Annotated in this window: 12 protein-coding genes; 10 read left to right on the top strand and 2 right to left on the bottom strand. The window is 61.1% G+C overall.

The annotated features are described in order from the left end of the window. Nucleotides 1-99: 99 nt before the first annotated feature. The 10 genes from IAE39_RS27435 (at nt 100) to IAE39_RS27390 (ending at nt 9,853) form a co-directional block, all read left to right on the top strand. Nucleotides 100-648, top strand: a complete 549-nt coding sequence (locus IAE39_RS27435; RefSeq protein WP_201207620.1) for an NAD(P)H-dependent oxidoreductase — start codon at nt 100-102, stop codon at nt 646-648. A gap of 135 nt (nt 649-783) precedes the next feature. Beyond that, entirely contained in the window at nt 784-1,389 is a 606-nt protein-coding gene (locus IAE39_RS27430) for an HD domain-containing protein (RefSeq protein ID WP_236548851.1), read from the top strand. A 33-nt stretch (nt 1,390-1,422) separates the two neighbouring features. After that, the gene (locus IAE39_RS27425) at nt 1,423-2,229 is read left to right on the top strand and encodes a shikimate dehydrogenase family protein (protein ID WP_201207618.1); all 807 of its coding nucleotides are present in this window, start codon (nt 1,423-1,425) and stop codon (nt 2,227-2,229) included. A 408-nt stretch (nt 2,230-2,637) separates the two neighbouring features. Then, nucleotides 2,638-4,017, top strand: a complete 1,380-nt coding sequence (locus IAE39_RS27420) for an MFS transporter (protein ID WP_201207617.1) — start codon at nt 2,638-2,640, stop codon at nt 4,015-4,017. Between the two features lie 140 nt (nt 4,018-4,157). Further along, the gene (locus IAE39_RS27415; RefSeq protein ID WP_201207616.1) at nt 4,158-5,006 is read left to right on the top strand and encodes a glycine betaine ABC transporter substrate-binding protein; all 849 of its coding nucleotides are present in this window, start codon (nt 4,158-4,160) and stop codon (nt 5,004-5,006) included. Nucleotides 5,007-5,083: 77 nt separating this feature from the next. After that, nucleotides 5,084-6,343, top strand: coding sequence for an aromatic ring-hydroxylating oxygenase subunit alpha (locus IAE39_RS27410; RefSeq protein ID WP_236548850.1), 1,260 nt, complete (start codon nt 5,084-5,086; stop codon nt 6,341-6,343). A gap of 120 nt (nt 6,344-6,463) precedes the next feature. Beyond that, on the top strand, nt 6,464-7,498 hold the full coding sequence (locus IAE39_RS27405) for a 2Fe-2S iron-sulfur cluster-binding protein (protein ID WP_236548849.1): 1,035 nt from the start codon (nt 6,464-6,466) through the stop codon (nt 7,496-7,498). Nucleotides 7,499-7,564: 66 nt separating this feature from the next. Then, nucleotides 7,565-7,966, top strand: coding sequence for a GlcG/HbpS family heme-binding protein (locus IAE39_RS27400; protein WP_201207614.1), 402 nt, complete (start codon nt 7,565-7,567; stop codon nt 7,964-7,966). 69 nt (nt 7,967-8,035) lie between these two features. Next, a complete protein-coding gene (locus tag IAE39_RS27395; RefSeq protein WP_201207613.1) occupies nt 8,036-8,950 on the top strand; it encodes a DMT family transporter in 915 nt (304 codons plus the stop codon). 78 nt (nt 8,951-9,028) lie between these two features. After that, nucleotides 9,029-9,853 carry an SDR family NAD(P)-dependent oxidoreductase gene (locus IAE39_RS27390; RefSeq protein WP_201207612.1) on the top strand — a complete coding sequence of 275 codons (825 nt, stop codon included), beginning with the start codon at nt 9,029-9,031 and terminating at the stop codon, nt 9,851-9,853. Between the two features lie 86 nt (nt 9,854-9,939). Here the strand turns inward: IAE39_RS27390 and IAE39_RS27385 are convergent, their stop codons facing one another. After that, on the bottom strand, nt 9,940-11,184 hold the full coding sequence (locus IAE39_RS27385) for a Zn-dependent hydrolase (RefSeq protein ID WP_201207611.1): 1,245 nt from the start codon (nt 11,182-11,184) through the stop codon (nt 9,940-9,942). Further along, on the bottom strand, nt 11,181-11,666 hold the full coding sequence (locus IAE39_RS27380) for an L-2-amino-thiazoline-4-carboxylic acid hydrolase (RefSeq protein WP_201207610.1): 486 nt from the start codon (nt 11,664-11,666) through the stop codon (nt 11,181-11,183). Before IAE39_RS27380 ends, IAE39_RS27385 begins: the two co-directional genes overlap by 4 nt. Between the last annotated feature and the right edge of the window lie 93 nt (nt 11,667-11,759).

The following is an 11,759-nucleotide window of genomic DNA, read 5'->3' as shown; positions in this document are numbered from 1 at the left end:
AATGCGGCGGTAGAATCAGCATCGCATTCGCGGGTAAACCCGCTCCCACAGGTCCCTGCTAAATCAAAGAGTTATGTGTTGTTCTATGGGAGGTAGGTTTTGACAAAGACATTGGTAGTGGTCGCACACCCGGACCTTTCCAGCTCGCGCATCAATGCCGCCTGGTACAAGGCCCTGCAAGGGCAGCCGGGGGTCACGGTGGTCGACCTTTACGGGCGTTACCCGGACGGCAGGATCGACATCGCCGCCGAGCAGCAACTGATCGAGGCGCATGAGCGCATCGTCCTGCAGTTCCCGATGCAGTGGTACAACTGCCCGGCGCTGCTCAAGCAGTGGATCGACGATGTGTTCGCCGATGGCTGGGCCTACGGCAGTGGCAAGGCGGTGGCCGGCAAAACGCTCAGCATCGCCGTCTCGACCTGGTCGAAAGCGTCGGATTACCAGACGCAAGGGCGCTACGGGCGCACGCTCGAAGAGCTGACCAGCCCGTTCGAGGTGTTGGCATTTCGTATCGACATGCACTACCGCCCCGGGTATTTCCTCAGCGGTATTGGCGACATTGGCGACGACGCCCTGCGCGACAACGCCGAACAGTACCGGCACTACATCACAGCGTTTGAATACCAGTACAGCGTTGACATGGCCTGACAGCCGGGCGCTGCCTGCACCGCGCCACCGCTGGGTAACACGATGATTGATTGAACCACTTGATTAGCCTGCCGGGCTCGCCCGCGATTGAAAAGGGCGCGGGCGCCTGCTGCCATAAGAACAATGGAGGGTGTGATGCAAAGCGTTTCGTTCCGCCAGATGAAAGACGGCGTTAAAGAAGAATATGAAATGCTCCACCAGCTGGAGGCTGACTTCGCCACGCTGTTGCCGGACCGTATCCTGGCCTGCCTGCGTGGTCTGGAGAACTCGCTGAGCGGCTACCAGATCGACCGCCTGCAGCATTCGCTGCAAACCGCCACACGCGCCGAAAACGACGGCGCCGACGAAGAGATGATCGTGGCGGCGCTGATTCATGACCTGGGCGATGAGCTGGCGCCCTACAACCATTCGCAGTATGCCGCCTCGATCATTCGCCCCTACGTGCGTGCGGAAGTCACCTGGGTGATCAACTACCACGGGCTGTTCCAGAACTTCTACTACGTGCACTTCTTCGGCGGCGACCCCAACGAGCGGGACATCTACAAAGACCACCCGTATTACCAGAGCTGTGTGCACTTTTGCGAGGCTTGGGACCAGGCCTCGTTCGACCCAGAGTATCCCACATTCCCACTCGAGCACTTCGAGCCGATGGTGCGGCGCATTTTCACCCGCCCCGCATTCGACCCACGGTATGTGGGTGACGAGCGCATGAGCGTCAGTATCGAACGCTCGGTCGCCTGAACGCCCTGATCAAAAGCCGACAAGGAGAACACCATGGATGACCGTGCAGCAATCAGTGGAACCACGCGTGTATTTGCCATCCTCGCCGACCCCGTCGCACAGGTGAAGTCGCCGCAGGGCGTGAACCGGCTGGCCAGCGAACGGGGCGAAGACAGCGTGCTGGTGCCGTTCCATGTCGCGCCGGTGGACCTTGGGCGGGTCGTCGAAGGGCTGCGGGCCGTTCAGAGCATCGGTGGCTTCGTGGTTACCGTGCCGCACAAGTCGGCGGTGGTGGAGTATTGCGATACGGTTTCCGATGCGGTGCGCCAGGTTGGGGCAGCCAATGTCGTCACTCGCAGCGCCGATGGGCGCCTGCATGGGCATAACCTCGACGGCCAGGGCTTTGTCGCCGGGCTCAGGCTGGGCGATATCGAGCCTGCCGGGCTGTCGGTGTACCTGGCAGGAGCAGGGGGCGCGGCGTGTGCGATCGCCTTCGCGTTGGCGCAGGCGGGCGTGCGCAGCCTGACGGTGTACAACCGCACGCCGGCCAAAGCACGCCAGTTGCTGGAGCGGCTGGCCGAAGCCTTCCCCGGCCTGGTTACAGGGGTAGGGACGGATAACCCGAGCGAACATGACCTGGTCGTCAATGCCACTTCGCTGGGCATGCGCGAAGGTGATGAGCTGCCTTGTGACGTCACCCGGCTGGAGGCTGGCCAGGTTGTTGCAGAAATCATCATGGAGCCTGCGCTGACGCCGCTGTTGCAAGCAGCGAAGCGCCAGGGTTGCCAGACCCACCCGGGGGTTTCGATGATGGAGGGCCAGATCGAAATGATCTTCCAGACGCTACACCGGGGAGGTTGATTTACTGATTACCTGTGCGGTCACATGGCCGTGATTTCGACACGTGGCCTTACTCCAATAACAACAAATGAGCGTGCCTGATGAAGATGATGATGCGACCTACCGTTCCCGCTTGTGCCGTACTGTGCAGCCAGGCGCTGAATGCAGTCAGGGCAGGCCTGCACAGTGCCTGGGTTGAACTGCGTACACTCGGCCAGGAAGTTGACGAAGAGCCTGGCGGCGCGGCTTCGACCGCGCGGTCGGTCCCGATGACAGCTCACGCGTATTTGGCCGTGGGGACGCTGATGATTCCGCAGACTCGAGAATAACGACTCGAGAATAACAATACCTGTTGGCCCTTGTTACACGTCGTAATGCTGTACCCGGACTGCCTGGTCAATCACTGATATCCATAATAAAAGGTGTACCATGTCCAACCCTGTTTCTCTGGAAGACGTGCCATTCAACCGGTTTCATCGGTTGCTCGCGTTGCGTTCCAGTGGCGGCTCCTTCGTCGATGGCTACGTGCTGAGTATTATCGGCATCGCCATGCCGTTCCTCGTTCCTGCAATGAACATCAGCAGCTTATGGGAAAGCCTGATTGCGGTCTCTGCGCTTGTGGGTATCTTTCTGGGCGGTTTCGTTGGCGGCACGCTCACTGACCGTTTTGGCCGGCGTGCCATGTATTTTGTCGGCCCGATTCTGTTCACCCTGTGTTCGGTGTTGCAGTTGTGGGTCGACTCCGGGCTTGGCTTGTTCATCCTCAGGCTGCTGATCGGCATCGGCATAGGCTTCGAGTATCCGGTGGCCACTGCTTTTCTTGTCGAGTTCTTGCCCAAAAAAGCCCGTGGGCCACGCCTTGCCGGCCTGAGTATCTATTTCTTTGCAGGGGCGGCGGCTGCTTACATGTGCGGCCAGGCCTTGATCGAGGCGGGCGGGGCTGAAGGATGGCGCTATGCGCTGGCCAGCACTGCGCTGGTGAGCGGTTTGCTGCTGCTGATCCGCAAGGGGACGCCTGAGTCGCCGCGCTGGCTGATCAGCAAAGGCCGTACGGTTCAGGCTGAGCGAATCATCAAGCAGATCTATGGCCGGGGCTTCGGGCTGAAGAACCTTCCCGAACATCCCAAGCCTGCGAAGCTGTCGGTACGCAGTTTGCTGCATGCAGGCTATGGCCGACGGATGTTTTTCGTCACCACGTTCTGGACATGTTCGGTGATCCCCGTGTTTGCCGTCTACGCCTTCGCGCCCAAGGTGCTGGACGCGCTGCACCTCGACGCGCAATGGTCTGCCTACGGGTCGATGATCATTACCCTGATGTTCGTAGTGGGTTGTTTCGTCGCCACCTGGCTGGTCAATGCCATGGGCCGCAGAAGCCTGTTGATCAACAGCCTGCTGTGGTCTGGGCTTGCGCTGTTGCTGCTGGGCAGTTTTTCCGAGCAGTCGTCGTGGTTGACCGTGGCGCTGTTTGCCGCCTACGCCTTTTTCATTGGTGGTGCGCAGGTGCTGCAGTTCATCTACCCGAATGAGATTTTTCCGACCGAAATCCGCGCCGTGGCCGTAGGGTTGGGTACCTCGGTGTCGCGCATCGGTGCGGTGGTGGGCACTTACCTGGTACCCCTGTCGATCCAGTCGATCGGCATTGGCCACACCCTGTATTTCGCCGCTGGCATCACCTTCGTTGGCCTTGTGGTGTCTTGGCTGATGGCACCCGAAACCCGGGGTATCGAGCTGTGCAAGGCGTCGGCGCTGACACCTCAACATGAGCCGGTCCGCCAGCAGTCGGCCAGCGCATTGCATAAAGCTACCTAGAGCATCAGGGCTGCCCCCAAGGGGCAGCTCTGCACACGGAAGTGCCTCGACCCGCAACGGGTCGGGACGTGCACGTCGTATTGGAGCAACGACCGAAACTCAACGTGTTGTGACTCACCATTTCAGTGAAGGGGTTACGTATGCATAAGCTGTTGAGCGTGCTGGCTATTGCCTTGATGTGTCTGTTCGCAAGTATTGTTCAGGCGGCAGAGAAAACGACTATCAAAATCGGCACATTGCCGTGGGAAGATACCGTTCCTTTGTCGGATATCGCCAAACGCTTTTTGGAGAAACAAGGCTACACCGTTGAAATGACCACTTTTCCTGACTGGGGTATTGCATTTGCTGCACTGGGGCGAGGGGATGTGGACTTGATGGTGTCGCACATCAACTATATCGCTGCCGACTATTGGCAGAAATATTATCCACGGCTCGAAAAAGTCTCGGTTGTATCCCATGGCTTGCGCCAGGGCATCGTGGTGCCTGATTACATGCCGATCAAGTCCATCGAGGAACTCAACGGTATCAAGGATCAGGTCGACGCCAAGATCATAGGCATCGAACCGGGCTCTGGTGTGATGCGCGACACAGCCGAGGTCATCAAGCAGTATGGGCTGCAGTACACCCTGGTGGATGGCAGCACTGCGGCCATGACCGCCCAGTTGCAGTCGGCCATCGAGCGTAAAGCGCCCATCGTCACCCTGTTGTGGCAGCCGTCATGGATGGACATGAAGTTCAAGGTTCGCTACCTGGAAGACCCCAAGGGCGTATTTCCGCCGCCACAAACCTATTACTGGATCGCCAAGAAAGGTTTCTCTGTTGCCAATCCGCGGGCACGTGAAGCCATGGCCAGCTTGTATGTGCCCATCGATGAAATCACCGCAATCAATATGTCGGTCAACGATGGCATGAGCATGCAGCAGGCCGTGGATAAATGGTGGGGGCAGAATACCAAGTTGATCGACAAGTGGGCCGTCATGAGCAAGTAAGGCGGTGAGGCGAATAGTCAGCGTGTGTTGTGGTGTTTCCAGAACTTGAAAAACAACAAGACAAGTGGAGCGCAAGCATGGCAACCGTGTTTCCGAAATCGCACAAGGATCTTCTGCACGAGCGTCAACCCGGTTTCAGCATGCCGAGCGACTTATATGGTCGTCAGGATGTGCTGGACAATGACATCGAGGTCATCTTTCAAAAACACTGGATCATGGTCGGCGTCGCGGCCGATGTGCCCGAGCCCGGCGATGTCTATGCCGTGGACATCGGCCGCGCGTCGGTGTTGCTGGTGCACGATGACGATGGCCTGATCAGGGCGTTTCGCAATGTCTGCCGCCACCGTGGATCGCGGCTCAAGGATCCGGGCAAGTCGACCGTGGGCATGCTGGTCTGTCCCTACCATCAATGGACCTATGACCTGGACGGCGCCCTCAAGCACGCCGGGCACATGGGGGCCGACTTCGATCGCAACTGCCGCAGCCTGATGCCGGTGCATGTGCGCGACATTGCCGGTGTACTGTTCGTCTGCCTGTCCGACAACCCGCCCACGGACATCGCCAGGCTGGAAGCGGAAATGACCGCCAGGTGGTCGCCGTACGACCTGCGCAATACCAAGATCGCCTACGAGAGCGACATCATCGAAGCGGGCAACTGGAAGCTGGTGATCGAGAACAACCGCGAGTGCTACCACTGTGCCGGTGGGCATCCGGAGCTGCTGGTCAGCCTTTCCTCGGCAGACTTGGGCTACTGCACTGAAGAAATGACCCAGCAAGAGCGCGAGCACGTCGATGCGTTCGAGGCCTTGAGCGAACGCCAGCGTGCCAGTTGGGACGCCGACGGCATTATCCACCATGTGGTCGATGAAATGGCCGACGACAAGCCCACCATGTTTCGCGCCCAACGCCAGGTCATCATCGGTGCAGGTGAGTCCCAGACCATGACCACCCATGTTGCCTGCCAGAAGTTGCTCGGCGGCGGGACACGTCGGGACCTGGGCAGCAGCCATCTGTGGACGCATCACTCCTGGACCCATGTGATGAGCGACCACGCGGTAGTTACCTACTGCATTCCCCTGACACCGGATACCACCCTGGTGCGCAGCAAGTGGCTGGTTCGCGCAGATGCGGTGGAGGGCGTCGACTACGACCTCGAGCAACTGACCGAAGTGTGGAAGGCCACCAATGCGGCCGATGCCCGCTTCGTCGCGATCAACCATTGCGGCACGCAGGACCCCGGTTACGTGCCCGGGCCTTATTCCAGGTACACCGAAGTATTCCTGGAACGCTTCGCCAGCTGGTACTCGGCCAGGCTCGCGGCGCATGGGGTTCGTTGATTGGCGGTGTCACCGGCGGGCCCGAGCCTGCGGAGGTTTGCAATGATGATGTTCGACAAAGTATCAGACCCGGCCACCTGGGCACGTGTGGGCACATTCTGGCCAAGCTCGGAAAGGCGCATGCTGACCTGCATCGGCACCGTGCAGGAAACCCACGATGTGCGCACGTTTACCTTCAGCGCGGCTAGCGGCGAATTGTTCTGCTTCGAGCCTGGGCAGTTCATCACCCTCGACGTCGACATGGGGGCAGCGCGGCAGTCGCGATGCTACACCGTGTCGTCCTCGCCAACCCGGCCCTTCACCTTGAGTATCACGGTCAAGCGTGTGGCCAACGGGCCTGTGTCCAATTGGCTGCACGACAACCTGCGCCCGGGCGATGCGATATCGGCCTACGGCCCATCCGGGGCCTTTACGGCAAGTGGCGTTGCTGCGCAGCGCTACCTGTTCTTTTCCGCAGGCTCCGGGGTAACGCCGTTGATGTCGATGGTACGGGCAGCTGCCGATCTGGACCTGGATCGTGATGTGGTGTTCATGCATAGCGCTCGCACGCCAGGCGACATCATTTTTCGCGAGGAACTCCAGCGGCTGGCGCGTCGGCATCCGCAGCTCAAGGTGCTCAACATCGTCGAAGGTGTTGGGGACGAGCCTGCATGGGATGGGCCGGTTGGGCGGCTCGACCTCGCTGTACTGCAGGCCCAGGTCGCGGACTGGCGGGCCCGTGAAGTGTTCGTCTGCGGGCCTGGGCCCTACATGCAGGCGGTGCGCGACATGCTGATGGGGCAGGGGTTCGACATGTCCCGGTACCACTGCGAAAGCTTCAGCCTTGGAGGGGTGGCGCCGCTGGATGCAGGCAACGCGGCAGCGCCGCCGCCAATGGCCGGTGCTGAGCTGGCTGCATTTAGCGTGCGTTTCAGCAAGTCCGGTGCGGTGTTCAGCGCGCGCCAGGGGGAAACCGTGCTCGGCGCGGCCAAGCGTTCGGGCGTGGCGATTGCGTCGTCGTGCAGCCAGGGTATCTGTGGCACCTGTAAGGCGCAGCTGCTCGAAGGCCGCGTGGACATGCAGCATGGCGGCGGTATTCGGCAGAGGGAAATCGACAAGGGCATGCGGCTGATGTGCTGTAGCAAGCCGCTATCGGACATTGTCATTGACCTCTGAACACAAGTTGTTATGTGGGCTTTCGGGGGCGTGAACCGCCCCTGCTTTTTTCAAGGAGCAATGGACATGCAAACCCGTTACGCATTGGATCTGGACGTTGTCAGCGTCATTTTGCAACAAGCGATAGATCACGCAAGTGCCCAAGGTTGGGCGGTATCGATCGCCGTGGTGGACGAAGGCGGCGGCCTGTTGGCGTTCGCGCGCATGGATGGAGCCAGCCTGCTCAGTGCAGAGCTTGCCCAGGGAAAGGCCAGAACCGCGGCCATCGGCAAGCGCGACTCCATGGCCTTCGAAGCGATGGTCCAGGAGGGGCGCCTGAGCCTGCTGAGCGTGCAAGGCCTTACCTGCCTGGAGGGCGGCTTGCCGCTGCGATACGAGGGCCAATGCCTGGGCGCAATTGGCGTTTCCGGTGTTGCATCGCACCAGGACACCCAGATCGCCAGGGCCGGGGCGGCGGTTATAGGTTGATTCGATCTTCACGAACGGTCCAGCTGCAACGACGGGCCTTGCTCAGCGTTTTCACAGGTAGCGTTAGCAATGAAAAGAACCACGGCACTGACCTGCTTGGGGCTAGGTATCATCTGGGGCTGTACCTACACCTTTCTCCAATGGTCGACGCAACTGATCACGCCGCTGCAGACCACCTTCATTCGTGTGCTGTTCGGTTTTCTGCCTATTGCGGCCTACGGCATGCTCACCGGCGTGCTGCGGTGGCGGCACATGCGTCACCTTCACCACTTTGCCGCGATGTCCATCCTGGCAGGCAGTGTCTACTTTTTTGCCATTACCGCAGGGACGGCACTGCTACCGTCAGGTGTTGCCGGGTTGCTCAATGGTGCAATCCCGCTGTTCGCCTTCCTGTGCGCCTGGCTGTTCTTGCGTGAGGAGCGGCTGGGGTTGCTCAAGGGCCTGGGTACCCTGATGGGCTTTTGCGGGATGCTGCTGATAGCCGCCCCGTGGTCTGGCGCGCAAGCAGTGGACCCTGAAGGGGTGGCGTTCATGTTGTTCGGGGCGCTGTGCTTCGGGGCCTCGTTCGTCTACACGAAGCGCTTCATCTCGCCGCTGAAAATACCGGCCGTGGCGTTGACCACCTACCAGCTGGGCTTGACCTTGCTCACCTTGGCCGCGATCACGCCCATGACAGGGATTGCCAACCTTGCGGCCAGGCCGGCGGCGATGGTGGGTATCGTGCTTGGGCTCGGCGTACTCAGCACCGGCGTTGCCTACATCGCGTTCTACCGCCTGGTGGAAAGTGAAGGCGCGGTGGCGGCCTCGGTGGTGACCTACATCCCACCGGTGGTGGCACTGTTGATTGGCGTGGCGTCGGGCGAACCCACAGCCGTCACTGCCTGGGTCGCAATGCTGTTGATTCTCGCGGGCGTGGCTGTCGTTCAGCTGGCTGGCCACTTCGAGATGCGCCTGGGTGCGGTGTCTGCTGCCGCGCGGCGCTGAAATCATTCTGACTGCCACATGGAGCGACTTCATGAATGTTGCTCCGCAGTTCCAACAATATGCCCGAGGAGGCAAATCATGAAGTGCTGGTTCATTACAGGTGTTTCGCGTGGCTTTGGCTTGGCGCTCGCCAAAGCGGCCCTGGCAAATGGCGACAAGGTGATCGGAACCGTGCGCAGCGAAGCGCCAGACCTGCAGTCCCCCGAGGGTCGCTTGCGCGTGCTCAAGGTCGACATGAATGATGATGAAGGCGTCAGCGCAGCAGTCCACCAGGCATTCGAGGCGTTTGGCAGGATCGATGTGTTGGTCAATAACGCAGGTTATGGAGTGCTTGGGCCGCTCGAAAGCTCGACCGATGAAGACTTGCACAAGCTGTTTCAGGTTAACGTCTTCGCGCCGATTCGGATCATTCGCACGGCATTGCCTTACTTGCGCAAGCAAAAAGGCGGGCACATCATCAACATCACCTCGATCGCCGGGCGCGCACCAGGCGTAGGGGCGGGGCTTTACGCCGCCACCAAATTTGCCCTCGAGGGCATTACGGCCACCCTGGCTCGCGAGGTTGAACCCTTTGGTATCAAAGTCACTGCCGTTGCGCCTGGCCAGTTTCGTACCGACTTTCTCGACACGGAACCGCGGCAGGTGGATACGCAGGATGCCGCTTACGCGTCAACCGTGGGGGCGGCACTGGATGCTCTGTACCGCTTGAACCACCTCCAGCAAGGCGACCCGGCGCTTGCGGCGCAAGCGATCCTGAAAGCCGTGGCAGCCGAACCGCCTCCGCTGCACCTGTTGCTGGGCGCCGATGCGGTGGAGCGTGCGCGTGCCAGGATGAGGGCGGTCGAACAAGAAATGATATGTTGGGAACCCGTCAGCGCCAGTACAGGATTCAAGGACGCCTGATCTGTCGCTTCGGCTTACCTGTTCGAACCGCAATCAGCAGTGCATCAAGGGCTACGTCGGGCATCTGCCCGCTTGAACGCTCCCTCTCAAACGGTATCTTCATTGGCTTTTTGCAGCATGGCGCTGAGCAGGACGTTGGCGCCTGCTTCAGACCAGTGCGGGTGAATGTGTTCTGCCTCGTTGTGGCTTAAGCCCTCCACGCACGGCACGAAGATCATCGCGGTCGGGGCAACCGTGCTGAGGTAGCAGGCGTCATGGCCAGCCCCGGAAATCATGGTTTTGCGCGAGTAGCCGAAGGCTTCGGCCGCTGCATCGACCTTGGCAATGCAGTCGGCATCGAAGTCGATAGGGGCGTACTGGAAGATCCGCCTGACTTCCTGACCCAAGCCCAACGCGTGCGCAATGGCCTGCACCTGGCTGCGCAGTTGTGCCTCCATCGCCTCAAGGGTGGTTTCATTCGGGTGGCGGAACTCGACGCTGAACACGGCCCGGCCCGGCACCACGTTGCGCGAGTTGGGGTAGAGGTTGGCCCAGCCCACCGTGGCGCGGCCATGTTCGCCTTGTGCCAGGCCAATACCGTGCACCAACTCCATGACCCGGGCCATGCCGAGCCCGGCATCCAGACGATGATCCATGGGCGTGGTGCCTGCGTGTGCGCTGCGCCCGCGCAATTCGATTTCGAACCAACGCTGGCCTTGGGCGCCGGTGACCACACCGATGTCGATACCGGCGGCTTCGAGAATCGGGCCTTGCTCGATGTGCAGCTCGAACGCGGCATGGATTGCCTGGCCACCGACCGGGTGGCTGCCGGCGTAGCCGATGGCCTGCAATGCCTGGCCGAGGGTGACGCCTTCGGCGTCGGTGCGCGACAGCCCGTACTCGAGGTCGTAGATGCCGGCGAACACGCCGGAGGCGATCATGGCCGGGGCGAAGCGCGAGCCTTCCTCATTGGTCCAGTTGATGACCTCGATCGGGCGCTGGGTGCGGATGCCCAGGTCATTCAGCGAGCGCAGGACCTCGATGCCTGCCAGCACGCCATAAATGCCATCGAACTTGCCCCCGGCCGGCTGGGAGTCGCCATGGGAGCCGGTGACCACTGGCGCCAGATGGTCCTGCACGCCGGCGCGGCGGGCGAAGATGTTGCCCATTGCATCAACCCGCACGGTGCACCCGGCTTCTTCGGCCCAGCGCACGAACAGGTCGCGCCCCTGGCGGTCGAGTTCGGTCAGTGCCAGGCGTGTCACGCCACCAGCCGGGGTGGCGCCGATTTTCGCCATCTCCATCAGGGACTGCCAGAGGCGGTCGCCGTCCACCCGTATCGGTGCACTCATGGCTTCTGCTCCTTCAGGCGGTAGCGGAAGTCGCAACGTGCCGCGCCACCCATGATGGTGGTGGTGCGCTCCAGGCTGACGCTTGGGTCGTAGCCGACAATGAACACTTCATCGCGGTTGCACGACAGCAGGTGGCCGATCTCGCCCAGGCCCATTTCCTGGTACATCTCGGCGTAGCGGCAGCGGTGCACATCGTAGTCGTAGCGGGTGGCGTCGCTGGCGATCACTTCCACCTTCAGCGCATCGTCCTTTTCCCACAACTCCTGCAGGGCGACGAAGCCTTCCAGGCTCGGCCCCTGGGGTTCGCGCGCGGCGAACTGGCGGCCGGCGGCAATGGCGGCGCCGGAAACGGCTTCGCCGATCACTGCCTGGGCCTGCTGCTTGCCATAGTCGCGCACCAGGATTTCATAGATGGGTTTGATGATCTCGGCTTCGATGCGCCGACGGGCGAGAATGCCCAGTTCACCTTCGATCGCGCTCATGTCCGTTTCCTCGTATCACGGTGATGGCGGCGCCGGGCGCCCCGCCCCCCCCCCCCCCGGGGGGGGGCTTGACGCCAGCGACGCCGACGGGCG

This window comes from Pseudomonas sp. S37 (assembly GCF_016658545.1).
Classification (GTDB): domain Bacteria; phylum Pseudomonadota; class Gammaproteobacteria; order Pseudomonadales; family Pseudomonadaceae; genus Aquipseudomonas.
The sequence above is the reverse complement of the archived record's forward strand: the minus strand, read 5'-3'. Positions and strand labels throughout refer to the sequence as shown.

Coding starts and splice junctions, on each gene's coding strand:
- IAE39_RS27430 (WP_236548851.1), top strand. CDS start 784: ATGCAAAGCGTTTCGTTCCGCCAGATGAAAGACGGCGTTAAAGAAGAA.
- IAE39_RS27425 (WP_201207618.1), top strand. CDS start 1,423: ATGGATGACCGTGCAGCAATCAGTGGAACCACGCGTGTATTTGCCATC.
- IAE39_RS27420 (WP_201207617.1), top strand. CDS start 2,638: ATGTCCAACCCTGTTTCTCTGGAAGACGTGCCATTCAACCGGTTTCAT.
- IAE39_RS27415 (WP_201207616.1), top strand. CDS start 4,158: ATGCATAAGCTGTTGAGCGTGCTGGCTATTGCCTTGATGTGTCTGTTC.
- IAE39_RS27410 (WP_236548850.1), top strand. CDS start 5,084: ATGGCAACCGTGTTTCCGAAATCGCACAAGGATCTTCTGCACGAGCGT.
- IAE39_RS27405 (WP_236548849.1), top strand. CDS start 6,464: ATGCTGACCTGCATCGGCACCGTGCAGGAAACCCACGATGTGCGCACG.
- IAE39_RS27400 (WP_201207614.1), top strand. CDS start 7,565: ATGCAAACCCGTTACGCATTGGATCTGGACGTTGTCAGCGTCATTTTG.
- IAE39_RS27395 (WP_201207613.1), top strand. CDS start 8,036: ATGAAAAGAACCACGGCACTGACCTGCTTGGGGCTAGGTATCATCTGG.
- IAE39_RS27390 (WP_201207612.1), top strand. CDS start 9,029: ATGAAGTGCTGGTTCATTACAGGTGTTTCGCGTGGCTTTGGCTTGGCG.
- IAE39_RS27385 (WP_201207611.1), bottom strand. CDS start 11,184: ATGAGTGCACCGATACGGGTGGACGGCGACCGCCTCTGGCAGTCCCTG.
- IAE39_RS27380 (WP_201207610.1), bottom strand. CDS start 11,666: ATGAGCGCGATCGAAGGTGAACTGGGCATTCTCGCCCGTCGGCGCATC.